Annotated in this window: 23 protein-coding genes and 1 pseudogene; 12 read left to right on the forward strand and 12 right to left on the reverse strand. The window is 62.3% G+C overall.

Translation table 11 applies throughout. From position 1 onward, the window contains the following. The first annotated feature begins 88 nt into the window (after positions 1–88). Positions 89–727 (forward strand): phage terminase large subunit, encoded by a 639-nt coding sequence (gene terL, locus L858_RS20955; RefSeq protein ID WP_051132610.1) that lies wholly within the window; start codon positions 89–91, stop codon positions 725–727. 301 nt (positions 728–1,028) lie between these two features. On the opposite strand, the gene L858_RS22215 is transcribed toward terL, so the two are convergent. Then, a complete protein-coding gene (locus L858_RS22215) occupies positions 1,029–1,202 on the reverse strand; it encodes a hypothetical protein (protein WP_022682337.1) in 174 nt (57 codons plus the stop codon). A gap of 10 nt (positions 1,203–1,212) precedes the next feature. After that, complete coding sequence (locus L858_RS0106485; protein WP_022682338.1) at positions 1,213–3,570, reverse strand: heavy metal translocating P-type ATPase; 2,358 nt, start codon at positions 3,568–3,570, stop codon at positions 1,213–1,215. Positions 3,571–3,785: 215 nt separating this feature from the next. On the opposite strand from L858_RS0106485, the gene L858_RS0106490 reads away from it, so the two are divergent. Beyond that, positions 3,786–3,965 carry a DUF2933 domain-containing protein gene (locus tag L858_RS0106490; protein ID WP_238564935.1) on the forward strand — a complete coding sequence of 60 codons (180 nt, stop codon included), beginning with the start codon at positions 3,786–3,788 and terminating at the stop codon, positions 3,963–3,965. A 218-nt stretch (positions 3,966–4,183) separates the two neighbouring features. Here L858_RS0106490 and hmpA read toward each other — a convergent pair whose 3' ends face one another. From hmpA to L858_RS0106505, 3 genes are read right to left on the reverse strand one after another with little or no spacing between them, the layout of a single operon-like run. Next, positions 4,184–5,395 carry an NO-inducible flavohemoprotein gene (hmpA, locus tag L858_RS0106495; protein WP_022682340.1) on the reverse strand — a complete coding sequence of 404 codons (1,212 nt, stop codon included), beginning with the start codon at positions 5,393–5,395 and terminating at the stop codon, positions 4,184–4,186. A gap of 46 nt (positions 5,396–5,441) precedes the next feature. Then, the gene (locus L858_RS0106500) at positions 5,442–5,717 is read right to left on the reverse strand and encodes a TehB family protein (RefSeq protein WP_022682341.1); all 276 of its coding nucleotides are present in this window, start codon (positions 5,715–5,717) and stop codon (positions 5,442–5,444) included. After that, positions 5,714–6,160 (reverse strand): group III truncated hemoglobin, encoded by a 447-nt coding sequence (locus tag L858_RS0106505; RefSeq protein WP_022682342.1) that lies wholly within the window; start codon positions 6,158–6,160, stop codon positions 5,714–5,716. The genes L858_RS0106500 and L858_RS0106505 overlap by 4 nt, the downstream gene beginning before the upstream one ends. Positions 6,161–6,268: 108 nt before the next feature. On the opposite strand from L858_RS0106505, the gene L858_RS0106510 reads away from it, so the two are divergent. Next, on the forward strand, positions 6,269–6,724 hold the full coding sequence (locus tag L858_RS0106510) for an Rrf2 family transcriptional regulator (protein ID WP_022682343.1): 456 nt from the start codon (positions 6,269–6,271) through the stop codon (positions 6,722–6,724). 221 nt (positions 6,725–6,945) lie between these two features. Here the strand turns inward: L858_RS0106510 and L858_RS19800 are convergent, their stop codons facing one another. Next, on the reverse strand, positions 6,946–7,212 hold the full coding sequence (locus tag L858_RS19800; RefSeq protein ID WP_152639782.1) for a protein kinase family protein: 267 nt from the start codon (positions 7,210–7,212) through the stop codon (positions 6,946–6,948). Between the two features lie 116 nt (positions 7,213–7,328). On the opposite strand from L858_RS19800, the gene L858_RS0106520 reads away from it, so the two are divergent. The 4 genes from L858_RS0106520 (at position 7,329) to L858_RS0106535 (ending at position 10,426) form a co-directional block, all read left to right on the forward strand. After that, a complete protein-coding gene (locus L858_RS0106520) occupies positions 7,329–7,646 on the forward strand; it encodes a helix-turn-helix domain-containing protein (protein WP_022682345.1) in 318 nt (105 codons plus the stop codon). Further along, on the forward strand, positions 7,636–9,342 hold the full coding sequence (locus L858_RS0106525) for a SulP family inorganic anion transporter (RefSeq protein ID WP_022682346.1): 1,707 nt from the start codon (positions 7,636–7,638) through the stop codon (positions 9,340–9,342). Before L858_RS0106520 ends, L858_RS0106525 begins: the two co-directional genes overlap by 11 nt. 22 nt (positions 9,343–9,364) lie before the next feature. Further along, positions 9,365–9,673, forward strand: coding sequence for a zinc ribbon domain-containing protein YjdM (locus L858_RS0106530; RefSeq protein WP_028055879.1), 309 nt, complete (start codon positions 9,365–9,367; stop codon positions 9,671–9,673). 150 nt (positions 9,674–9,823) lie between these two features. Beyond that, a complete protein-coding gene (locus L858_RS0106535) occupies positions 9,824–10,426 on the forward strand; it encodes a DUF308 domain-containing protein (protein ID WP_022682348.1) in 603 nt (200 codons plus the stop codon). Between the two features lie 990 nt (positions 10,427–11,416). Here L858_RS0106535 and L858_RS22480 read toward each other — a convergent pair. From L858_RS22480 to L858_RS0106560, 5 genes are all read right to left on the reverse strand, one after another. Beyond that, a complete protein-coding gene (locus L858_RS22480; protein WP_081643310.1) occupies positions 11,417–11,665 on the reverse strand; it encodes a P-type ATPase actuator domain-containing protein in 249 nt (82 codons plus the stop codon). Next, entirely contained in the window at positions 11,617–12,363 is a 747-nt protein-coding gene (locus L858_RS0106545; RefSeq protein ID WP_022682351.1) for a Crp/Fnr family transcriptional regulator, read from the reverse strand. Before L858_RS0106545 ends, L858_RS22480 begins: the two co-directional genes overlap by 49 nt. A 199-nt stretch (positions 12,364–12,562) precedes the next feature. Beyond that, positions 12,563–13,171 carry a response regulator FixJ gene (gene fixJ, locus L858_RS0106550; protein WP_022682352.1) on the reverse strand — a complete coding sequence of 203 codons (609 nt, stop codon included), beginning with the start codon at positions 13,169–13,171 and terminating at the stop codon, positions 12,563–12,565. Further along, complete coding sequence (locus tag L858_RS0106555; protein WP_022682353.1) at positions 13,168–14,319, reverse strand: sensor histidine kinase; 1,152 nt, start codon at positions 14,317–14,319, stop codon at positions 13,168–13,170. The genes fixJ and L858_RS0106555 overlap by 4 nt, the downstream gene beginning before the upstream one ends. Before the next feature lie 20 nt (positions 14,320–14,339). Beyond that, positions 14,340–15,155, reverse strand: a complete 816-nt coding sequence (locus tag L858_RS0106560) for a universal stress protein (protein ID WP_022682354.1) — start codon at positions 15,153–15,155, stop codon at positions 14,340–14,342. Positions 15,156–15,271: 116 nt separating this feature from the next. On the opposite strand from L858_RS0106560, the gene L858_RS0106565 reads away from it, so the two are divergent. Continuing rightward, positions 15,272–15,634 carry a hypothetical protein gene (locus L858_RS0106565; protein ID WP_022682355.1) on the forward strand — a complete coding sequence of 121 codons (363 nt, stop codon included), beginning with the start codon at positions 15,272–15,274 and terminating at the stop codon, positions 15,632–15,634. 10 nt (positions 15,635–15,644) lie between these two features. Here the strand turns inward: L858_RS0106565 and L858_RS19805 are convergent. After that, positions 15,645–16,308: pseudogene (locus L858_RS19805) on the reverse strand (OmpW/AlkL family protein). Between the two features lie 128 nt (positions 16,309–16,436). Here L858_RS19805 and hemN point away from each other — a divergent pair. From hemN to clpB, 4 genes are all read left to right on the forward strand, one after another. Then, positions 16,437–17,744, forward strand: coding sequence for an oxygen-independent coproporphyrinogen III oxidase (gene hemN, locus L858_RS0106575; protein WP_022682356.1), 1,308 nt, complete (start codon positions 16,437–16,439; stop codon positions 17,742–17,744). A gap of 437 nt (positions 17,745–18,181) precedes the next feature. After that, positions 18,182–18,574: a group II truncated hemoglobin gene (locus L858_RS0106585; protein ID WP_022682358.1), complete on the forward strand. Its 393-nt coding sequence runs from the start codon at positions 18,182–18,184 to the stop codon at positions 18,572–18,574. Between the two features lie 388 nt (positions 18,575–18,962). Further along, complete coding sequence (locus L858_RS0106595; RefSeq protein ID WP_022682360.1) at positions 18,963–19,538, forward strand: NAD(P)H-dependent oxidoreductase; 576 nt, start codon at positions 18,963–18,965, stop codon at positions 19,536–19,538. 280 nt (positions 19,539–19,818) lie between these two features. Then, positions 19,819–22,398 carry an ATP-dependent chaperone ClpB gene (gene clpB, locus L858_RS0106600; protein WP_022682361.1) on the forward strand — a complete coding sequence of 860 codons (2,580 nt, stop codon included), beginning with the start codon at positions 19,819–19,821 and terminating at the stop codon, positions 22,396–22,398. Positions 22,399–22,440: the final 42 nt, after the last annotated feature.

Here is a 22,440-nt window from a genome sequence, read left to right on the forward strand (position 1 = left end):
CCATCTCCGGCAGGCCGGCGATCTGCTGTCGCCTGACCGCGAGAGCCAGCCGGTACTGGAGCGGCTGCGGTGCGAACTGGGACCGGCCGTGTTCGCCGCGCAATATCAGCAGGATCCGGTCGCGCCCGAAGGCAATCTGCTGCGGATGGAGTGGTTTGGCACCTATCACGAACCACCCATCCGCGAGAATTTCCAGAAGATCGTGCAGAGCTGGGATACAGGCATGTCCGCTGCGCCCACCAGCGATTATTCCGTCTGCACAACCTGGGGCTTTCTCGCTCGCAAATGGTATCTGCTCGATGTGTTCCGCGAACGGCTGGACTATCCCGACCTTAAGCGAGCCGTCATCCGCCTTTGGCGGCAGTGGACAGCGGATCGGGTTATCATTGAAGATGCCGGCAGCGGGAAATCACTATGGCAGGAATTTTGTCACCAAGGCCCTTTCCGGCCGCTCATGTGGAGCGTCACTCAGGACAAGGAGACGCGGTTCGTCGGCACGTTGGGCGAGGTCGAGGCGCGCAACCTGCTCTTGCCGGCACAGGCTCTTTGGCTTGACGCCTTCCGTTCCGAGCTCAAGGCGTTCCCCAGCGGGCGTCATGACGATCAGGTCGATAGCTTTAGTCAATTTGTTCAGTTCCAGCTCAACAACTGGAAGTGGGTGGAAACGCAATATGACGCCAAAGGACGGCCTTTACGCGTCGTGCGGAAGTCAAAACGGGATTGGTGAGCCAGATAATTCGCCGCGTACTGCTCCGCAGCACTGGGGAACGTGCCCAAGCGCATTTCAGCTGTCAGCTCACGAGAGGCTTCGCAACGTGATCGACCGGCGCGGAGCAGCCATCTCGGCAATGCATGCTCCCACTCACGCCGTGCTTCACCGACAAGATGATAGATAGCCTGTGGGAACCCAGAAGATAACAGCAGCTTTCTTGTCGTCGCTCACCGGACCTTCATGGATCTAAAGCAGGCATTTACAGGCAAGGATGACAACGCGATCATCCAGGAAGTGGAGCGCGGCGAGGACGACCTCAAAGCCAAGTTAACCGGCCGCCGCCCTTCATCCACGATGACCCGGTCATATGAATGGCGAGCGATGCCGGGTCGTCAAGACGCGCGAACAGCGCATCCGGAGCCGCAGCGATTTCCCGGACCTCTTCGAGGTGATGCGTGAGTTGCGGCACTATGCCGATTTCGGCGGTCATGATCTTTGCTTCACAGCCGCACCGTCCGGAGCCGCAGCGCGTTAGTCACGACGCTCACCGATGACAGCGCCATCGCGGCCGCGGCGATGATGGGCGAGAGCAGGATGCCGAACACCGGATAGAGCACGCCCGCCGCGACCGGAACGCCGGCGGCATTGTAGATGAACGCGAAGACCAGGTTCTGGCGGATGTTCGACATGGTGGCCTGGGAAAGTCGCCGCGCCCGCACGATACCGGTGAGGTCGCCCTTGAGCAACGTGACGGCTGCGCTCTCGATCGCGACATCCGTTCCAGATCCCATCGCGACGCCCACATCAGCTGCGGCGAGTGCCGGCGCGTCGTTGACGCCGTCGCCGGCCATGGCGACCACGCGCCCTTCACCCTTGAGGCGAGCGACAACGGCGCTCTTCTGGTCTGGCAGCACTTCCGCCTCGACCTCTTCGATGCTAAGACGCTTGGCGACGGCGTCGGCCGTTGTGCGATTGTCCCCCGTCAACATCACCACCCGGATGCCTTCGGCCTTGAGGGCAGCCAGCGCTTCCGGCGTCGTTGGTTTCACCGGGTCGGCAATAGCAAACGCGCCCCCGACCTTGCCATCGATGCCGATGAAGATCGCGGTGGCGCCATCACGGCGAAGTGCGTCCGCCTGCTCGGCCAAGGCTTCGGTCGCAATCCCCTCATCGGTCAGGAACCGGGCATTGCCAAGCACGATTCGGCGGCCATCGACGGTGCCCAGCGCACCTCGCCCGGTCGGGGAGTCGAAGTCGCTAACATCGCTGGTGGAGACCCCGCGTTCCTCCGCGGCGTGGACGATCGCCAGGGCAAGCGGATGCTCGGACGCGCGCTCGACCGATGCGGCCAGACGCAGCAATTCTGCCTCCTGGAAGCCCGGCGCGGGCACGATCCGCGTTACGGCCGGCCTGCCTTCCGTCAGAGTGCCCGTCTTGTCGACAATGAGCGTGTCGACCTTCTCCATATGCTCTAGCGCTTCGGCATTCTTGATGAGAACGCCAAGCTCCGCTCCGCGCCCGACACCGACCATGATCGACATCGGTGTCGCGAGCCCGAGCGCGCAGGGGCAGGCGATGATCAGAACCGCGACGGCGGCGACGAGCCCGTAAGCGAAACGCGGCTCTGGTCCCCAAATCCCCCAGGCAACGAACGCGGCCGCCGCGATGAGGATCACGATGGGTACGAACCAGCCGGAGACCTGATCAGCCACGCGCTGGATCGGCGCACGCGATCGCTGCGCCTCGGCGACCATCTGGACGATGCGGGCCAGCATGGTATCCCGCCCTACCTTGTCCGCGACGATGACCAGCGCGCCGGTCTGGTTGAGCGTGCCGCCGATGACCCGGTCTTCCTTCGCCTTGGTCACCGGCATCGATTCCCCGGTCACCATGGATTCGTCGAGCGAGGAGCGGCCATCTTCGACCACACCGTCGACTGGCACCTTCTCGCCAGGACGCACCCGCAGGCGATCGCCTACGGCGACCTGGTCAAGCCCGATCTCCTCCTCGATGCCATTGGCGGCGATGCGGCGCGCCGTCTTGGGCGCGAGGTTGAGCAGCGCCTTGATCGCGCCCGACGTACGCTCACGCGCGCGCAGTTCGAGCACCTGTCCCAGCAGCACGAGGACGGTGATGACCGCCGCTGCCTCGAAATAGACCGCGACTATGCCATCGTCGTCGCGGAACGCGGGAGGGAACACCTGCGGCGCGAGCGTCGCCACCACGCTGTAGGTCCAGGCGACCCCGGTGCCCATCGCAATGAGCGTGAACATGTTGAGGTTACGGGTCCTGAGCGATGCCTGGGCCCGCTCGAAGAACGGCAAGCCGGCCCAGAGCACGACTGGCGTTGCCAGAGCGAACTGGACCCATATCGACACGGTCATCGGCACGATGCGATGCAGCGCCGGGAGCAGGTGCCCGCCCATTTCAAGGATCAGCACCGGGATGCTGAGCGCCAGGCCGATCCAAAAGCGGCGGGTCATGTCAGCCAGTTCGGGGCTTGGTCCGGCATCTACCGTTACCGTTGCGGGTTCCAGCGCCATGCCGCAGATCGGACAGGCGCCAGGATGGTCCTGCCGCACTTCGGGGTGCATCGGGCAGGTCCAGATCGACCCCTCGGGCGTGGCGGCCGGCGGCGGGGGTGGGCCCAGATAGCGACCCGGATCGGCGATGAACTTGGAACGGCACCCTGCGCTGCAGAAATGGTAGATCGCACCGTCATGCTCGGCATGATGCGCGGTCTTCGCGGGATCGACAGTCATCCCGCAGACCGGATCTTTGCCGCCAGCCGGCTTCGCGACTTGGTTTGAACGGTAGCTATGGCCGTGCCCATCGTGCGCATTGTGGTCGTGGTTCATGAGTCCATTCCTGCAACGCGATTCCATCTGGCGTCTGAAATTGTCTCTGGGTCGATTGCTTGGATCGCTATGCGTAACAATACTTAAAGCTGAAAAAGGCGGGTCGCGCTATGACGCAGTTACTGGTTGTTGGCGTGAGTCAGAGGAGACTGCTTCGACACGGTATCCTATTCTGAAAGCGGTGAAAGATGACCCGGCCTCAAAGTATCGTCTTCATGTTCGCGGTCGCTGTCGTTGCGGCGGTGCTGTTTTTTGTAGGTCGCGAGCATTGGGGACATATTTTCGGGTTTCTTCCCTATCTCCTCTTTTTAGCCTGCCCGCTCATGCATCTCTTCATGCACCACAGCCACGGACACCATCACGGCGCTGCCAGGAGCACCCCGCCCAAGCCTTGAGGGAGCCCTTCACGGCAGGGCTGCAAGGGCTCAAGCGCGCCGAGCCATACGACGAGAAGATCAGGATCGCGCAGCCCGTCTCGATCCCGAGGCTTCGGCGAAGCACCTCGAGCGCGCGTATGATCGCCATTAGCGCCCAAAGCCCGGAACCATTCGGAAGCGATGCGACCCTGCCAGGGCGCGCACCGTACGACGGTGATGTGGTCATGAAAGACCGATCAAGCCGCGAGCAACTCGTCGGCGGGGCCGAAAAACTCATAATGGATGCGACTGGCGGGCACTCCAGCAAGGGACAGTGTCGATACGGCGTGCCGAAGGAATGGGCGTGGGCCACAGATATAATAATCGGCCTCTGCAACCGGCGTGTTCGCAACCAGCCATTCATCCGTGATGATGCCGGCCGCATCATAATCCTGACCCTCGATTTCGCCGGCAAGCGGCGTCTGATGGAAATCCGTCACGCGTACGGCCCCGCCCTTGGCGCCAAGCGCGCGGACATGATCCCGCATGGCATGCGTTTCCCGGTCGTGCGTGCCGTGGATATATTGGACCGGGACTTGCGCACCGCTGGCTACTAGCGATTCCAGCATCGCAACCATCGGCGTGAGCCCTACCCCGCCAGAGAGCAGTACCACCGGCCGCTCGACATGCTCGCTGAGGTAGAATTCCCCGGCAGGAGCAGCCACCTTCAGCACCGTGCCGGACTTGGCTTCATCATGAAGCCAGCCCGATGCGAGGCCATCTGGCTCGCGCTTGACCGAGATTCGGTAAGTCTCGCCATTGCTCGCTGAGGAAATCGAATAGTTGCGTTTGATCGGAGGATTTCCGGGAATCTCGAGCCAGAAGGTCAGATATTGCCCTGGCCGATGCGTCATCACGGGTCCGCCATCAACCGGCCTCAGGATGAAGGAATTGATCACGCTGCTTTCGCGGATGACCTCATCCACCCGGAAGTCCCGCCATCCATTCCAACCGCCAGTGGTTTCCTTCTGATCGGTGTAGATGCGGCCCTCACGGGCGATCAGGATGCTGGCGAGGAACCAGTAGGCTTCACCCCATGCAGCGAGAATCTCATCGGTCGCGGCATCGCCCAGGATCGCCTTGATCGCGCCCAGCAACGCTTCGGCGACATGGGGATAATGTTCCGGCAGGATCTGAAGACCGACATGCTTTTGCGCGATCCGCTCAACGGCTGGCGCAAGGGCACCGAGATTGTCGATGTTGCTCGCATAGGCCAGGATTGCGCCGGTCAGGGCCCGGGGCTGCGAGCCGGAATCCCCATGATGGGATTGATTGAAGAGATCGCGGATCTCCGGGTTCTGGAACATTCGCGAATACATTTCATGGACGATGTCCAGCCCATGGGCTTCCAGTGCGGGAACCGTGGCTTTGACGAGCGCAATGGTCTGATCACTGAGGGGCTGCGACATCTACATCTCCTGTGAAATATATTATCGGACAAGACGGTCTAACATATCAGCGGGCAGGTGGATGATCGTAAAAGTCGACCTGCATCTTCACCGCGCCGATCGGAGTGACGAAATGGGGCTGTTGCGGCTGCACCAAACCAGGCTTGTCGGGCGTGAGAATTGTCGTCGAAGGCGGATCAAGATAGGTGAGTTCAAGCTGTCCCTCAATCACGCGAATGACGCCCCAAACACCGGCCTTGGTATCGTGGCGCGCGCGCAGGGCCGCCGGCAGCGTGTCCTGGTCGAACACAGGCGTCGAGCGGTAAGGTTGGACAGTTTTCATCGGCGTAACCTCTGTTCAGTCTCCTCCGCGCTGAAGATGCCTCCCAGAAGCGCAGGCCGACGCGGCATGGCATCGAGCCGGAAGTAGAGGGCGAGTTTCAAACTCTCGGCGATGCGGGCCGCCTTGGCCTGGAGCGCTCCGGCGGCGGCGGGCTCCATCAATGCCTCGGTAGTCTCGTTCCAGAGGCCGAGCCAGCGATCAAACAATGCGGGCGTGATGCGATCCTTATGGTTAAGGTGCGCCGGGACCGGCTGCCCCTTATACCGACCGCTCCCCAACATGACCGACGACCAGAAAGCGGTCAATTTTTCCAGATGGTCGGGCCAGTCACGTACTGCATCATTGAAGATGGGACCGAGCTCTGCATCTGCCCGCACGCGAGCATAAAAGGCATGCACCACCCGTTCCAGGCCGGCTTCGTCGATTGTTGAGGCATTGTCCACGACTCATGCTCCAATCATGCATCAGCGATACATCTATAAGCGACATTTGAAAGATGCAATGAATTTACCTATTATCCGCGCAGGCCGGGCGGGGCTTTCGGAACGGTCATGAAGCTGACGCTGTTTACGGATTATTCAATGCGCGTGCTGCTCTATCTCGCCGCGCGGCCTGATCACCTTTGCTCGATCGCGGAGGTCGCCATGGCCTATCGCATCTCGCAGAATCACCTCATGAAGGTGGTGAATGATCTGGCGCGGTCGGGATATATTGAAAGCGTCCGCGGGCGTGGAGGCGGCATCCGTCTCGGCAAGGCTCCTGAGGAGATCAACATCGGCAAGCTTGTCCGCCATACCGAGGGTGGATTTGATCTCGTCGATTGCGCAAGCTGCGTGATTGCGCCTGCGTGCAGCCTGACCGGCGTGCTGAAGGAAGCTCTCTGCGCTTTCCTTGCCGTGCTGGATCGCTACTCGCTGGCGGACCTCATGGACAAACGACGGGACATGGGGCTCTTGTTGGCAGGAACAGCCTCCAGCCAGCGGCCGGCCGATGATGTACGGGCATGAGTATCCAGCTCCATCCGACTTTACGTGCCAACTAGATCGACGCATCTATCGTCCGGCTAACGTGTCCCGCCATGCGGCTATATTCAAATGATTGGCTCGGCTTATACAATGGAGAAGCATCCTCTCCTCCCGGGTGAGCGATTGACGAACCGTCTTTCGAGAGCAGAATTCATCAAACTGGCGCAGCTGTAGTTCAAGATATTTGACACAGGGATGGACTGTCATGTCCGACCCTTTTCCTGAAGCGCAGCGATCATTGCCGCCAATGCGTCCTCGGCCCGCTCCCGAAGCATGGGGTCAATCGCGTTCAGGTCGCCGCGCAACCATTGCGGAATCCGCCGTACCATGTCGCGGACGGCGACGTTGGCGAGTATGCGCTCATTTGTTGTCATGCTTTCCTTGCACACATTCTTGCCCGTTTCCTGATCGATCCTTTGGTTCACGATGAAGAGCCCTCGGCGGCTCAAGTCTTTACCAATCCGGTCCACCGCGTGTTCCCCCTCAAGCTGCATGCAGATGAAGGATGATCTAGAATTTATCTATCACATAGCATATATGCGGTGAAAGATTGTAATTTGATGTTTAATATATCATTGAGTGCCCTATGATCACGTCTCAGCAAATGCGGGCTGCGCGAGCGTTGCTCGGCATCGATCAACGCCAACTCGCCGCCTTGGCGGGTGTCTCCCTGCCGACGATCCAGCGGATGGAAGCGTCCGATGGGCAGGTACGAAGCGTGGTCGATACCTTGGTTAAGGTGATCAACGCGATTGAGTCCGCAGGGATCGAGATCATAGGAGAGAATGCGCCGAGCAGCGGCGCAGGGCGCGGCGTGCGCCTCAAGGACACCCTTGGCGGCGGACAAAGCAGGCGCATACCATCGGTCTTGTTCGATCAATCGGCGCAAGACGATGAATGCTGACGGGCGCCTGATCGCCTTCACACCGAAGCTGATCACGGTCTTGCAAGAGGGCTATTCGATCGACCGACTGCGCCGCGACTGCGTTGCCGGCCTCACCGTTGCGATCGTCGCCCTCCCCCTGGCCATGGCGCTGGCGATCGCCAGTGGCGCATCGCCCGACAAGGGGCTTGTCACGGCTGTTATTGCCGGCTTCCTGATCTCGGCGCTGGGTGGCTCGCGGGTTCAGGTCGGAGGACCAACCGGCGCCTTCGTCGTTGTCGTTTTCGGCGTCATCGCGCAGCATGGCTATGATGGCCTGCTGCTTGCGACACTGATGGCGGGGGTGATGCTCATCATCGCCGGCTATTCGGGTCTGGGCAGCCTCGTGCGCTTCATTCCGCAGCCGGTGGTCACGGGCTTCACCGCTGGCATCGCGGTTATTATCGCGTCGAGCCAAGTGAAGGATTTTCTCGGCCTGCCGATGGAAAGCGTTCCTGCCGATTTCCTACGGAAATGGGGAGCCTATTTTGCCGAGCTGGACAGCATCCGGCTCGTCACCCTGGCGATAGGTGCGGGGTCGCTGGCGCTGATCATAGCCCTCCGCAAATGGGCACCACGCTTACCCGGCTTCCTGATCGCCGTCATATTCGCCGCGGCGGCCGTGGCGCTTCTTCATCTTCCGGTCGAGACGATCGGGTCGCGCTTTCCGGACCTGCCGACAGGGCTCCCTGCCCCTGCGTTCCCGGACTTTTCCCTTGCCAAGCTTCAGGCGGTTATACCGTCGGCTTTCACCATCGCCTTTCTCGCCGGGATCGAGGCACTCCTCTCGGCGGTCGTCGCCGATGGTATGATCGGCTCACGGCATCGATCCAATCAGGAGTTGGTGGGTCAGGGCGTGGCGAACATCGCCTCGGCACTGTTTGGCGGCTTGCCCGCGACGGGCGCCATCGCTCGCACTGCGACCAACATCAAGGCCGGCGCGATCACGCCCATTGCCGGCATGATGCATGCGCTGTTCCTGCTCCTGTTCATCCTGTTCGCTTCGAATCTCATGGCCTATGTGCCCTTGGCGGCGCTCGCGGCCATATTGTTCATGGTCGCCTGGGGCATGAGCGAACATCATCGCTTCATCCAGTTACTGCGCATGCCCAATGGCGACCGCACCCTCCTCCTGCTGACTTTCGGCCTCACGGTGCTCGTCGATCTCACGGTCGCGATTGGCGTCGGCGTGACGCTCGCCTCACTACTCTTCATGATGCGCATGAGCCGAACGGTGGAGATTGCAAACGACAGCAGCGAATTTGCACTGCCGTCAGAGGAGGAAGGGGAGGACATCCATCAGCGTGACGCACTTCCGCCAGGCGCCGAAGTCTTCCGTATCGATGGCCCTCTCTTCTTCGGCGTTGCAAATGAATTGCTCGATACGCTGCGGCGCCTCGGGCCGCCGCCGAAGATCATCATTCTTCGCATGCGGCGTGTGCCGCTGCTCGATGCCAGCGGCGTGACAACGATCGGGGAAATCGTGCGGCAAGCCGCGTCAGCCGGCACACAGATCATCGTCTCAGGCATCCAGCCGCAGCCCATGGCAATGCTCCAGCGGGTTTCATTGGGGCCAGCGGACCGGCATATGATCTTCAGTGATGATTTTCCCGACGCCTTGCGCGTTGCAAGGGCAATCGCCGCTGCACCCGCGACGGCAGCCGAACGGCTCAACTGATCAGCAACAGATGGAACCCGAAATGAACGATGCGAATGATGATTATGTCTATGACGAAGCTTCAGGTGAGTGGATCTCCACAGAAGCAGCCGCGGCGAAGGCATCGGAGGCCGACCGGGTCGAAGTACGCGATGCCGCCGGTAACCTCCTGGCGGACGGCGACAGCGTCATCACGATCAAGGATCTGAAGGTCAAGGGCGCTGGGCAAACGCTGCGCAAGGGGACCGTGATCAAATCGATCCGGCTCACTGGCGACCCGCAGGAAATTGACTGCCGCTATGAAGGTATCAAAGGACTCGTCCTGCGTGCCGAGTTCGTTCGCAAACACTGATTGAGGCCGCGGCTGCGCCGTCATCTCTCTCGCCGTCGCGTGTCCGGACTCATGAGTATCCACTTGCATCGGCGGCATGGCAGGTGAGATGAATGTGGCGGATAATCAAGATCTGCAAGACGTCACTCTGCACCCATGAAAGCTTGACCTATGCAGCGTCCTTTCCATGTTTCGCCCTGGCAGTTGACGATCGCATGTGGGCTATTCAAAATTTTGCTCGCTGCGGCTGCTCTTGCCCTGCCCCTGACTCAGGTCCATGTGCTGCCTCGCCTGGTTGGCTGGATGCTGCTGGCCGGCGGCATGTCTGAACTGCTACTCTCCTGGACCGGACGCCATAGCTGGACGGGCCGTCTCACGTTCGGATCAGGAGCTCTCACCGTTGTCTTGGCAGCCATGTTCCTCGGCGCGCCCTGGCATGGTCTTCATCCTCTTGCTGCATTCGTCATGATCTGGTTCCTCCTACGAGGAATTTTGTCGCTGGATGTAGGTTTTCAGTCACGCTTGGGTCCGACGGCGAACTGGGCATGGCTGCTTGTGCGGGGGTTCGCTGACCTTGGACTGGGGTTGGCCTTGATGGCAGGCGCTCCCCTCGCGATGTTCGCTATCGTGATCTTCGGTGAGGTCAGAGAGTTCGTGGCAGTGTTCTCGGCTACTCTCGCGATCAGTTTTGCGGTCGCAGGTATCAGTCTTATAAACATCGGTTTGTCGCAGCGGCAGCAGAAGCTTACGAATTCAGTACGAAATGGGAACTGATCTGCGCACACTGCGTGTGCTATTCCAGAAACCTGCGGTAAGGATCGCGCATGCAAAACTGGCGGGGTTACCGCGCTACATGGAATCGCTGATGGTGCGGGCTCCAAGTCGCTGCCGTCCCATTCCCCCGCGCTGATCGCTGCCGCCGGAATCAAAAAGGGCGGGTTCGGACCCGCCCTTTTAGTATCTTTTCGCCCCTGCCGCTCAGCCGTTCGAATCAGCGCCAGCTTGTCGGCCGGGCGCAGATGACCGATGGCCGTCGTACAGATGGCGCGCGCGATCTCCTCCGGCGCGTCGGGCTGGTCCCGGCTGGCGATCAGGGTCTTGAGGCCCATGCCGCCCAGTTCGGCCAGCGTCCCGATCGTGTCCGGGCGCAGCGCGTCGGCGAAACTGATCAGCGCGGAGCGATCCCCGTGCCGATGTTCGCTTGTCAGTCCAAAAAAGCTGACGACGCTGCGCGGGCGACCCAGGCACACCGGCACATCCCCGCAGTGCGCGGACACGCCTTCGCCGAAGTTCCCGAACATGGGAAAGCACGGCCGGGACCACGCCTGCGGTTTCCCGTGCGAGTCGCAGCAATACGCTGAGCGGGTGGCGGCTTGTCTGTGCGAGCGCAAGCAGGATCGGCCGATCCGCATCCGGCACCTGTTGAGGTCGACAGGGGTCCGGCGGCCGAGGGTCAGGCGTGCCGGTTTTGTCGAAGATCGCCTCGCTGACTTTGGCAAGGCGTTCCAGTGCCGATCCGTCCTTCACGAGAACGCCCCGCCGCAGGCGACGATCTGGCCGCCGGAACCACAAGGCCAAGGGCACTCAGGGGCAGGTGATCAACAGCACCGCAACCGCGATCAGCAGCGCCTGGTGCACACCCGCGCCCGCGATCATCCATCCGGCGAAGGACAACGCCGCCAGCAGATGCACGCAAGCGCGTGACAGCGGGCGCCCTGTCCGCGAGGCGCACGTAACGCGACTTGCCCTGCCCCGCTTCCTCCATCAGCCGGGCAATGTTGGCGAGACGGCGTCGGCGCCTGCCGCGCTGATCTCCACGGTGATCGGGCCGTCCACGTCCAGCGCGCCCGCTGAAACCATATCGCCGGAATGCACCCGCACCGGCGCGCTCTCGCCCGTGAGGATGGCTATGCCGAGGCCGCTCGTCCCGTAGGCCGCTGGCGAACCCTCGCCATGATGAATTATCAGTCGCCTTCGGCCATGCTCTCCAACCACGGTGCGTCCACGATGCATACGCCGCGGCGCCGGTGAAGGACGATCACACCCATCCGCTTCATTTCGCTCATCTGCCGAGACACCGTCTCGATCGTCAGCCCCAGCACGTCGGCGATCTGCTGACGGGAGAGCGGCAGTTCAATCACGCCTTTTCCGTCCGCGCGCACGCGCCGCTGCATGTCGAGGAGGAAGGTCGCGACCTTCCCCCGCGCATTCTTCCGCCCCAGCAGCAGCATCCACGACCGCGTCCGATCAAGATCATCCAGGGTCCGCCGCAACAATCGGTGCTCCAGAGCGGGATGTTCCCGCGCGAAGCCATCGAACGCGCCCCGCGGGTAGAGACACAGGCGCGCATCGGTCAGCGCCGTCACGCTATGCGGCGTCCGCGCGCCGAAGGGCCTGCCGATGAAGTCCGATGCGTAAACGACGCCCACTATCTGCTCGCGCCCGTCCCCGGTCGAGGTCGACAATTTGAGCGTCCCGTCGATCACGTTCGCTACCAGCGTGGACTCCTCGCCTTCCCACATCACCGTCTGCCCGGCCTTCACTGTCAGACGCCGTCCAAGGCGATTGAGGCTCGCTCGCTGCGAAGAGTCCAGGTCGGCGCAGATCGCCCGATCCCGCACGTCGCAGCGGTCGCAATCATGCGCGCCGCAGGTCCGGCCGACCGCTATCGAGGTGGGCGCTGTTTGCGCCAGATCAAATTGGCTGTCCATGTCCAGTGCATGGTCCCACGCGCGCGTCGGACCTATCCGTAAATGTCCCTACCATGATGAAGAGGGGCCGCAAAATGGGCGGTTTTGCTCCACCCGTTCATGCCGAGCCTGTCGAAGCACAAAGCGCGTCCTTCGGCATGTTCAGGACGAACGAAGGCAGGTGTTCAGACGCATGCACTTGTACTGCTGATCGACATCCTCACTCCCCCGCATGGAAAGCGATGCGCAGCGCTTCCGCTAGGCTCTTGACCTCCAGTTTCTGCATCAGATTGGAGCGATGGATCTCCACCGTGCGTGGACTGATCCCCAGATCATAGGCGATCGTCTTGTTGGGCAGCCCCTCAACTAGCCCATCTAACACGTCCCGTTCCCGGTCGGTCAGGATGTTGAGCCGCGCCTGCGCATCCTGCGCCCGTGCATTAGCGCCGCGATCGGCCACCGATATCCGGCGCGCCGCCTCCACGCAGCCCAGCAGCGCCGCTTTCTCGAACGGCTTCTCGATGAAGTCGCTGGCGCCCCCCTTCATCGCGGCGACTGCCATGTCGATATCGCCATGCCCGGTCATGATCACCACCGGCAGCATGACGCCGCGCGCGCGCAATTCGCGCTGCACTTCCAGCCCGTCCATATCCGGCATCCGCACATCCAGCAGGACGCAGCCCGGCGACAAATCAGTCGCCGCTTTCATGAAGGCATTCCCGCCCTCAAACAGCTGCACCGCATAGCCGCTCGTCTTCAGCATGAAGGACAGCGACCGCCGGATCGCCTCGTCATCATCCACGACGTAGATGGAATAGGGTTTGCTCATGCTCCGTCCGCTGCGTCCAGTGTGAAATGAAAGGCCGCGCCGCCCCAGGGCGATGGTTCGGCCCAGATTCGCCCGCCATGGCCTTCGATGATGGTCTGGCAGATGGAAAGGCCGACGCCCATGCCCGATGCCTTGGTGGTTGTGAAGGGCGTGAAGAGCGTGCGCGACATGTCGGGGTCCAGCCCGGGTCCGCTATCGGCCACGGTCACCTCGACGCGACCCTTTTCCCCCGGCGCGGCGGACAGGCGCAGAATACGCGCAGGGCTGTTCGCCATCGCTTCGACCGCATTCTTGATCAGGTTGATGATCACTTGCTGCAATTGGACGCGGTTGACCAGCACCTCGTCCACTCGCCGGTCGACGCTGATGTCCATGTCGATGCCGCGACTGTTGGTGCCGATGAAGGCCAGCGCCGCCCCTTCCGCCAGCAGCCCGCGCAGCGGCTCAGGCTGCCGCATCGTCTCGCCGCGCCTGATGAATTCGCGCAGCGACCGGATGATCTCACCCGCGCGCAGCGCTTGGCCCGCGCTTTCCTCCATGGCTTCGCGCAGCAACTCACGATCCAGCGGGCCTCCGGCATCGATCATGTCGCGCCCGGCTTCCAGATAGTTGGCGATGGCTGTCAGCGGCTGGTTCAGTTCATGCGCCAGCGCCGAAGCCAGCGTGCCCATGGCGGTCACTCGGCTCGCATGGGCCAGTTCGGCCTGCAGGTCGGCGACGCGCCGCTCGGCCTGCTGCCGCTCGGTCAGGTCACGGATGAAACCGGTGAACAGGCGCCGTCCCTGATCATGGACCTCGCCGACTGACAATTCGATGGGAAAAACGGACCCATCCCGCCGCCGTGCACTGGTCAGCCGCCCGATGCCGATGATCCGCTTTTCGCCCGTGCCGAGATAATGATCGATATAGCCGTCATGCCGTTCCCGGTCGGGCGAAGGCATCAGCATCGAGATATTTTCGCCTAGCACATCGCTCTCGGCATATTGGAACATGCGCTGGGCAGCGGCGCTGAACGAGATGATATGGCCCGTCATGTCGATGACGATCAGGGCGTCCGGCACCGTTGCCAGGATCGACCCCAGCAGCGCCTGCTCCAGGCTGTGCTCGCGCTCGCTCAAGCCCTCGATTTCGTCGTCCGCAACCCCCATGGCGCCATCATGCCGCGTCTTCAATGCGCCAGCAAGAGCGGCACTTGCGCCTCGCGCAGCATGACCCGTGTCACCCCGCCGAAAGCGAGTTCACGCATCCGGCTGTGACCAAAGGCGCCCATGACGATCCAGTCAGGCCTCAAGGCCCGAACCGCTGTCATCAGCGCGTCCTCGACCGATCCCTCTTTGCGCGCCTCGCTATGCAACTGCGAGGGGATTGTGTGCAGCGATAGATATTCGCACGCGCGCGTCGATGGGAAAGCATATTTCCTCTGCTCCTCGATGGTGACGACATGCACCTGCTCAGCCAGCTTGAGGAGCGGCACGGCGAGCCGGAGTGCAGTCGATGCCTCTTGCGACCCATCCCAGGCGATCAGGGCAACACCCGCCACGTTCAATGATTTCGCCGCCTGCGGAACAGCAAGCACCGGCGTCCGTCCTGCCAGGGCGAGGTCGGCGGCCAGGTTCAACGGATCGCGCAGATGCTTGCGCGGCTGTTCGGGCAGGGTGACGAGAATGATGTCAGCCAGCGTGGCCGCCGACAGCAAGCCATGGACGAGGTCGCTTTCAACGTGGACCCAGTCCCAGTTCACGCCTTCGCGAGCCAGCCGTTCTTCGACTCGAAGGCGCATCTTTTCGTCGACCTCGCGCAACTCGGCCATGATTTGAGGGGCAGCTGACGCGCCGCCATACATGTCGGCGCCGACAAAGTCGGGCATCGACCTCACCTGCACACAATGGATATGGCCGCTAGTCGCGCGAACAATGTCGCAGGCGGCCTGCAGGCGGCCTTCAGATCCCGTATCATCATGAATGTGCAGCAGAACCGATTTCATCGCACGTCTCCCAGCAAGCCATTCCTCACTTGCTATCGGTAGGCCGGGTGCGGTCGTCCCTGCCATCAGGGATAGTCCTTATATGATTTCCCCCGGCGGAATCGGATTGATGAGGAATGACTTGGACGACGATACGCCTTGAACTTGCCCGCACGCAGGCTTTCCCCAACGGATCGGCGGCACGCTGCTATGTGATGCGCTTGCCGCTGGGCCCGGAAGGCCTCATCGACGAGCAGGAATATCGCCGTCATCCCGAACTGGCGACGGTGCGCCGCTTCTGGCCGAATGAGCCCGATCATCACGGCTGCCTGCTGCACACCCCTTCGGGATGGGCGTTGTCCTACGAAAAGGGGGAGGAGGATGATGAAAAGATCTTCCGCCTGGACACCCACGCCATTCAGCCCGGCAGTTATCTCTCCCTGACCGCGCCGAGCGGCGAGCGCCTTCCTTTCGTCGTGAAGGCGCTCGCGTCGGCGTGAACGGGTGGGCCTACAGCCTGAAGCCGATCCCTGCGCCAAAGACAAAGAGATCAAGATGCACTTTGACCCGCTGCACGCCGGCGGCGCTGGTGGTCAGGCGCGCCGTGGTGTCGATGTCGAGATATTTGACGTCCGAATTGAGAAAGATCGTGTCGGTCAGGTCCACGTCGACGCCCGCCTGGCCTGCCCATCCGACGCTATCGGTCATATGCACCCGAGCCGCACCCACCGCGCTTTCCAGCGCTCCGGAAGCTTTCTCGTTATAGAAAAACGTATAGTTGATCCCGGCGCCGACATACGCGCGGATCTTTCCTTCGGGCAGTAGATGATATTGCGCCGTCAGCGTCGGCGGCAGCACCCAGATAGAGGCGAGCTTCCCGATCGCTCCCAGTGGTTCCGGTCAGCCCGCTCGCGCTGTGCTTCGTGGTCCCGGCGACCAGTTCAAGGCCGATATGGTCGGTGGCCATGTAGGTGACATCGACTTCCGGCATCGCGCTGTTGTGGACCTTCACCTTCTCTCCCGGAAAGGCCGGAAGGATGCTGCCGCTCTTTTCACTGGGCGCCACCATGATACCGCGCAGCCGCAGCAGCACATCGCCCCGGACCGCCTGCGCCGGACCAGCCGCGAGCGCGGCGAGCGCCGCCGCGCCGCACAGGATCATCTTGACCGTCATTGCTGTATCTCCCTGATGTTGGAGAGTTGAGTGTGTCGCTATCGACACGATACGACATTGATGCGCGCAACCGGCAATTTGACCTTTCTCAAGGTTCCGCCGCGCTGGTCGTGGGATCAGAATTCCCCATGTGGACCTATCATCCTGACCTGTTGACGCAGTCCGTGCCGCGCTACACCAGCTATCCCACAGCCGCGCAATTCAGCAGCGATGTCGGCGCGGCCGATCTAGCCGCACGGCTCGACGCGGCGGAAAAGGGCACGGCCCTCTCGCTTTATCTCCACATCCCCTATTGCCACGACATCTGCTGGTATTGCGGGTGCAATACAGGCGCCGCCAATCGCGCCCAGCGCCTCACCGCCTATGTCGAAGCGCTGGAGCGGGAGATCGCCCTGATCGCGCAACGAATTGGTAATCGCGGCCAGGTCCTCCGGATCGCCTTCGGCGGCGGAAGTCCCAATTCACTGCCCCTCGTGGATTTCGTGCGGCTGCTGCAACAGCTTTTCCTCTGCTTCGATGCCAGGCAGGCAGAGGTATCTGTCGAACTCGACCCGCGACGGCTCGACGGGCAATGGATCGCCACGCTCGCGGCAACGGGTGTTGGCAGGGTCAATCTAGGCGTCCAGACCTTCACGCCCCATGTCCAGACCCGCATCGGCCGCATCCAGCCGCTCGACATGGTCGAACGCGCTGTCGATCAGCTGCGCGCAGCCGGCATCGCCGTCGGGTTCGATCTCATGTACGGCCTGCCCGGCCAGAGCCTCGACGACCTCGCCTCCACGATCGATGCCAGCATCCGCATGCAGCCTGCGCGCATCGCGCTGTTCGGCTATGCCCATATGCCGCGGCTGCTGCCCCGTCAGCGGCGCATTGACGCCGCCGACTTGCCGGACCTCGCCACCCGCTTCTACATGGCAGGACAGGGCCATGACATGCTGACCGCGGCGGGATACAGCGCCATCGGCTTCGATCATTTCGCTTTGCCCGAAGACGGGCTGGCCCGTGCCCAGCGCGAAAGGCGCCTGCGCCGCAATTTTCAGGGCTTTACCGATGATCCCGCCGACTTCCTGCTGGGCCTCGGTGCCAGCGCGATCAGTCAGTTCCCGGACCTGATCGTCCAAAATGAGAAACAGGCTGGGGTTTGGCGCCAGCGCGTCGAGGCCGGGCAGCTTTCGGCCGTGCGTGGCTCTCTCCGCACGCCCGAAGATCGCCTCCGGGGCCGCATCATCGAGGAACTGCTCTGCCATGGCGAAGCGCTTATGGGCGTGACGCAGCCCCTCGGCGATCTTTCTTCGTTCATGGCGCGCGGCCTGGTGCGGATGAATGGGGATCGCATTGCCCTGACGCGCGAAGCGCTCCCCTACGCGCGCAGCATCGCCGCCTGTTTCGATAGCTATCTTCTGCCGGCAGAAGGCCGTTTCAGCCATGCGGTCTAGCGCGCCTATGTTGGCCGCCCTCGCCTCTCTTGGCATGTCGTTGGATCGCGCGCCGGTCTTTACAGCCTCCCGGACTTATTTCTGCGGCTTGGCCCCTTGGACTTGCCCCACCCTGGCAGCGTCACCCTGTTCCCCCGCCTGGCAAGAACCTCGCCTGCCACCTCCTGATCTGCGAACGGCGCGGACCACGATGTGTGGCCCCCCTAGAGCCGGATGGCTCTCCCAAAAAATGCGTTCTGGGTCCGCCGCCGCTCACGCGCTTTGACCAAAATCAAATTCCCGCCACGCCGGCCAAGCTAGAGTTCCTTTGTAAGGAGAGCTTCCATGATTGACGTTTTCACCGGCCATTACGACCTGTTCGTTGTCATCGCGCTTGCCACCTTCGCGGTGGTGCTCGGCGGCGTTTCCATTGATGATGCTCTGAGGGCAAAGCGCCCGTGACGGCAACCGTTGAGGTCCAGACTCCCTTCGAGACCATCGGCGGCGGCGAGGCCGTGCGGCGCATCGTGGATCGCTTTTATGACCTGATGGACAGCGTGCCCGCCTATCGGGATCTCCGCGCCCTGCATGCCGATGACCTCGGCCCCATGCGCCATTCGCTTACGGGTTTCCTCTCAGCTTGGCTGGGCGGACCACGCGATTGGTTCGACAGCAATCCGGGCAAATGCATGATGTCGCTTCACGCAGCGGTGCCGATCCCTAACATAGTCGCGGACCAGTGGGTGGACGCAATGCGCGCGGCAATGCGCGACACCTCCGTTGACAATGCGCTGGCAGACCAGATCGCTGTGGCATTCCAACGAATTGGTTCAGGCATGATCAACAGGTAAGACCGAGAGAGAAATGGTTTGGAACTTACATCTGCCGGAGAGCTTAAGTAGGTTGATTTGAATGAGCTGGCGTGGCTCCTAACGGGCGGCTTTGGCGACTTCGGATCAGGCTCGGGCTTTGAAGGCCGCCCTCCCCTCGCGATGTTCGCTATCGTGATCTTCGGTGAGGTCAGACAGTTCAGGGCGGTCTTCCCGGCTATGCTCGCGGTAAGTATTGCGATCGCAGGAAGTGGGCTTGTATTTATGGCCCTGACCCGGCGGCACCAGAAGCCTGCTGAACTTTCAGGGTGACAGGTTAAAGAACCGCGTGGGTCAAACTGCGGACCATCTGCCGGAGTTCTGATAGGCTCTGTTGCGGGTCACTTTAGCTTTGGAGGAGAAGCCTTCCATGACCCGTATCACCATCATCGACGGCCATCCTGATCCAGCGCAAGGACGATTCATACATTCTCTCGCCGACGCATACGAAACGGGGGCTAGAGCGGCGGGCCATCAGATCAGGCGCATCAGCGTCGCCAGCCTTGAATTTCCGCTGGTGCGCACTCAATCGGAGTGGGAACATGGCGTTGTTCCGCCGGACATCGAGCAGGCGCAAGCAGCCATAATGGCGGCCGAGCATTTGGTGATCTTGTATCCTTTGTGGCTCGGCGACATGCCCGCACTGCTGAAGGCCTTCCTTGAACAGGTCGCGCGGCCCACCTTCGCGTTTCGCTATCGTGAAAAGGGCTTTCCTGAGAAGCTGTTGCGCGGTCGCTCCGCGCGGATAATCGTCACGATGGGAATGCCAGCGATCCTCTACCGACTCGTTTACAGGTCGCATAGCTTGAAGAGCCTGGAAAGGAACATTCTAGGCTTTACAGGAGTCAAGCCGACCCGACACTCCATTATCGGCAGCATCGCTCATCAACGTCAGCGGGTTCGGTGGCTGAAGCGGGCGGAAGCCCTTGGAAGGGGAGGCGCTTAGCTAACCGCATCCGCTGTAGCATTAGTGAGGCGGGGTTGATGGAGTAGATAAGGGAAGGACCGCAAATGCGGCTCACCTCGCCTCCTCGCAACATATCCATTTTTCGCGAACAGGGATTAGCGAGTTTCTTTCCATGTAAACCACCTCTGGGAAGGCTGGAGCAGATTTCTGCCAGCAGACGAAAGCGTAGGAATACCTATATCGGACAAATCTGCGATCGTGGAAGACAGGTCTACTAGCGGTTATTCACCTGTGACGGCACTTCACGCGAGAGGATGGCATGAACCTCGAGAAATTTACCGACCGCGCCAAGGGTTTTCTCCAGTCGGCGCAGACCGTGGCGATCCGGATGAGCCACCAGCGCATTGGTCCGGAGCATCTGTTGAAGGCGCTGCTGGAGGACAGCCAGGGCATGGCGTCGGGCCTCATCAAGGCGGCGGGCGGCGATGCCGGCGTGGCGCTGCGCGAGATCGATGCGGCGCTGGCGAAGGTGCCGTCGGTTTCCGGCAGCGGCGCGCAGCAGACGCCGGGCCTGGACAATGACGCCGTGCGCGTGCTCGACAGCGCGGAGCAGGTCGCGGCCAAGGCGGGCGACAGCTTCGTCACCGTCGAGCGGCTGCTGCTGGCGCTCACCCTCGCGACCACCACGGCGGCGGGCAAGGCGCTTGAGCGCGCGGGCGTCAAGGCCGAGGCGCTGAATGCCGCGATCAACAATCTGCGCGGCGGACGCACCGCCGACACGGCGGGCGCTGAGGATCGTTACGACGCGCTCAAGAAATTCGCCCGTGACCTGACCGAAGCGGCGCGCGCGGGCAAGCTGGACCCGGTGATCGGCCGCGACGAGGAAATCCGCCGCACCATTCAGATCCTGGCCCGGCGTACCAAGAACAACCCCGTCCTGATCGGCGATCCCGGCGTCGGCAAGACCGCCATCGCCGAAGGGCTGGCGCTGCGCATCGCCAATGGCGACGTGCCCGATACGCTCAAGGACCGCACGCTGATGGCGCTCGACATGGGCAGCCTGATCGCCGGCGCCAAATATCGCGGCGAGTTCGAGGAGCGGCTGAAGGGCGTGCTCGACGAGGTGAAGGCCGGCGAGGGCCAGATCGTCCTGTTCATCGACGAGATGCACACGCTGATCGGCGCGGGCAAGAGCGAAGGCGCGATGGACGCGGGCAATCTGTTGAAGCCGGCCCTGGCGCGCGGCGAACTGCACTGCATTGGCGCGACGACGCTCGATGAATATCGCAAATATGTCGAGAAGGACCCGGCCCTACAGCGGCGGTTCCAGCCGGTGTTCGTGGGCGAGCCGACGGTGGAGGACACCATCTCCATCCTGCGCGGGCTCAAGGAAAAATATGAGCTGCACCATGGCGTGCGGATCACCGATGGCGCGATCGTGTCGGCGGCGACGCTCAGCAATCGCTATATCACCGACCGCTTTCTGCCGGACAAGGCCATCGACCTGATGGACGAGGCTGCATCGCGGCTGCGCATGGAGGTGGAGAGCAAGCCCGAGGAGATCGAGACGCTGGACCGGCGGATCATCCAGCTGAAGATCGAACGCGAGGCGCTCCGCAAGGAGACGGACAAGGCGTCGAAGGACCGGCTGGACGCGCTGGAGGAGGATCTTGCCAATCTGGAGGAACAGTCGGCGGGGCTGACGCAGCGCTGGCAGGCCGAGAAGGACAAGATCGCCGGTGAGAGCAAGCTGAAGGAACAGCTGGACGCGGCACGGGTCGAGCTGGATCAGGCGCAGCGCGCAGGCGACCTCGCCAAGGCGGGCGAACTGGCGTACGGGCGCATCCCCGATCTGGAGCGCAAGATCGCCGAGGCGGAGGGCGCTACCGAAGGGGCGATGCTGCGGGAGGAAGTGACGAGCGAAGACATCGCCTCGGTCGTGTCGCGCTGGACCGGCATTCCCGTCGACAAGATGATGGAGGGCGAGCGGGAAAAGCTGCTCGCCATGGAAGCGGAACTGGGCAAGCGGGTGATCGGGCAGGCCGATGCGGTGAAGGCCGTCTCGACCGCCGTGCGCCGGTCGCGGGCCGGTCTGCAGGACCCGAACCGGCCGCTGGGGTCTTTCCTGTTCCTGGGTCCCACGGGCGTCGGCAAGACCGAGCTGACCAAGGCGCTCGCCGGATTCCTGTTCGATGACGACAGCGCGATGGTGCGCATCGACATGAGCGAGTTCATGGAGAAGCATTCGGTCGCGCGGCTGATCGGCGCGCCTCCGGGCTATGTCGGCTATGAGGAAGGCGGCGTGCTGACCGAGGCGGTCAGGCGGCGGCCCTATCAGGTCGTGCTGTTCGATGAGGTCGAGAAGGCGCATGGCGACGTGTTCAACGTGCTGCTTCAAGTGCTGGACGATGGCCGGCTGACCGATGGGCAGGGACGCACGGTCGACTTCACCAACACGATCATCGTGCTGACGTCGAACCTGGGCAGCCAATTCATTGCCGGCCTTGCCGACGACGAGCCGGTCGAGAAGGTTGAGGATCAGGTGATGGACATCGTCCGGGCGCATTTCCGGCCGGAGTTCCTGAACCGCCTTGATGAGGTGATCCTGTTCCACCGTCTGGGCGCGGCCCATATGGCGCCTATCGTGGACATTCAGGTGGCACGCATCGGCAAGCTGCTGAAAGACCGCAAGGTGGTGCTGGACCTGACCGACGGCGCGCGGGCGTGGCTGGGGCGGGTCGGCTATGACCCGGTCTATGGCGCACGGCCACTCAAGCGCGCGGTGCAGCGTTACCTGCAAGACCCGCTGGCGGACCTGATCCTGCGCGGCGAGGTGCCGGATGGCGCGACGGTGCGCGTGGACGAGGGGGATGGCGCGCTGAAGCTCAACATCGCATGAAAAAAGGGCGCTTCCGTATCGGAAGCGCCCCTTCTCTTACGC

This window comes from Sphingobium bisphenolivorans, from assembly GCF_000412635.1.
In the GTDB taxonomy this organism is placed as follows: Bacteria; Pseudomonadota; Alphaproteobacteria; order Sphingomonadales; family Sphingomonadaceae; genus Sphingobium; species Sphingobium bisphenolivorans.

Bases quoted from the DNA above. Each gene is read 5' to 3' on its own strand.
- L858_RS22215 (WP_022682337.1), bottom strand. From the start codon at position 1,202: ATGACCGCCGAAATCGGCATAGTGCCGCAACTCACGCATCACCTCGAA.
- L858_RS0106485 (WP_022682338.1), bottom strand. From the start codon at position 3,570: ATGAACCACGACCACAATGCGCACGATGGGCACGGCCATAGCTACCGT.
- L858_RS0106490 (WP_238564935.1), top strand. From the start codon at position 3,786: ATGTTCGCGGTCGCTGTCGTTGCGGCGGTGCTGTTTTTTGTAGGTCGC.
- hmpA (WP_022682340.1), bottom strand. From the start codon at position 5,395: ATGTCGCAGCCCCTCAGTGATCAGACCATTGCGCTCGTCAAAGCCACG.
- L858_RS0106500 (WP_022682341.1), bottom strand. From the start codon at position 5,717: ATGAAAACTGTCCAACCTTACCGCTCGACGCCTGTGTTCGACCAGGAC.
- L858_RS0106510 (WP_022682343.1), top strand. From the start codon at position 6,269: ATGAAGCTGACGCTGTTTACGGATTATTCAATGCGCGTGCTGCTCTAT.
- L858_RS0106520 (WP_022682345.1), top strand. From the start codon at position 7,329: ATGATCACGTCTCAGCAAATGCGGGCTGCGCGAGCGTTGCTCGGCATC.
- L858_RS0106525 (WP_022682346.1), top strand. From the start codon at position 7,636: ATGAATGCTGACGGGCGCCTGATCGCCTTCACACCGAAGCTGATCACG.
- L858_RS0106530 (WP_028055879.1), top strand. From the start codon at position 9,365: ATGAACGATGCGAATGATGATTATGTCTATGACGAAGCTTCAGGTGAG.
- L858_RS0106535 (WP_022682348.1), top strand. From the start codon at position 9,824: ATGCAGCGTCCTTTCCATGTTTCGCCCTGGCAGTTGACGATCGCATGT.
- L858_RS22480 (WP_081643310.1), bottom strand. From the start codon at position 11,665: ATGCATCGTGGACGCACCGTGGTTGGAGAGCATGGCCGAAGGCGACTG.
- L858_RS0106545 (WP_022682351.1), bottom strand. From the start codon at position 12,363: ATGGACAGCCAATTTGATCTGGCGCAAACAGCGCCCACCTCGATAGCG.
- fixJ (WP_022682352.1), bottom strand. From the start codon at position 13,171: ATGAGCAAACCCTATTCCATCTACGTCGTGGATGATGACGAGGCGATC.
- L858_RS0106555 (WP_022682353.1), bottom strand. From the start codon at position 14,319: ATGGGGGTTGCGGACGACGAAATCGAGGGCTTGAGCGAGCGCGAGCAC.
- L858_RS0106560 (WP_022682354.1), bottom strand. From the start codon at position 15,155: ATGAAATCGGTTCTGCTGCACATTCATGATGATACGGGATCTGAAGGC.
- L858_RS0106565 (WP_022682355.1), top strand. From the start codon at position 15,272: ATGACTTGGACGACGATACGCCTTGAACTTGCCCGCACGCAGGCTTTC.
- hemN (WP_022682356.1), top strand. From the start codon at position 16,437: ATGTGGACCTATCATCCTGACCTGTTGACGCAGTCCGTGCCGCGCTAC.
- L858_RS0106595 (WP_022682360.1), top strand. From the start codon at position 18,963: ATGACCCGTATCACCATCATCGACGGCCATCCTGATCCAGCGCAAGGA.
- clpB (WP_022682361.1), top strand. From the start codon at position 19,819: ATGAACCTCGAGAAATTTACCGACCGCGCCAAGGGTTTTCTCCAGTCG.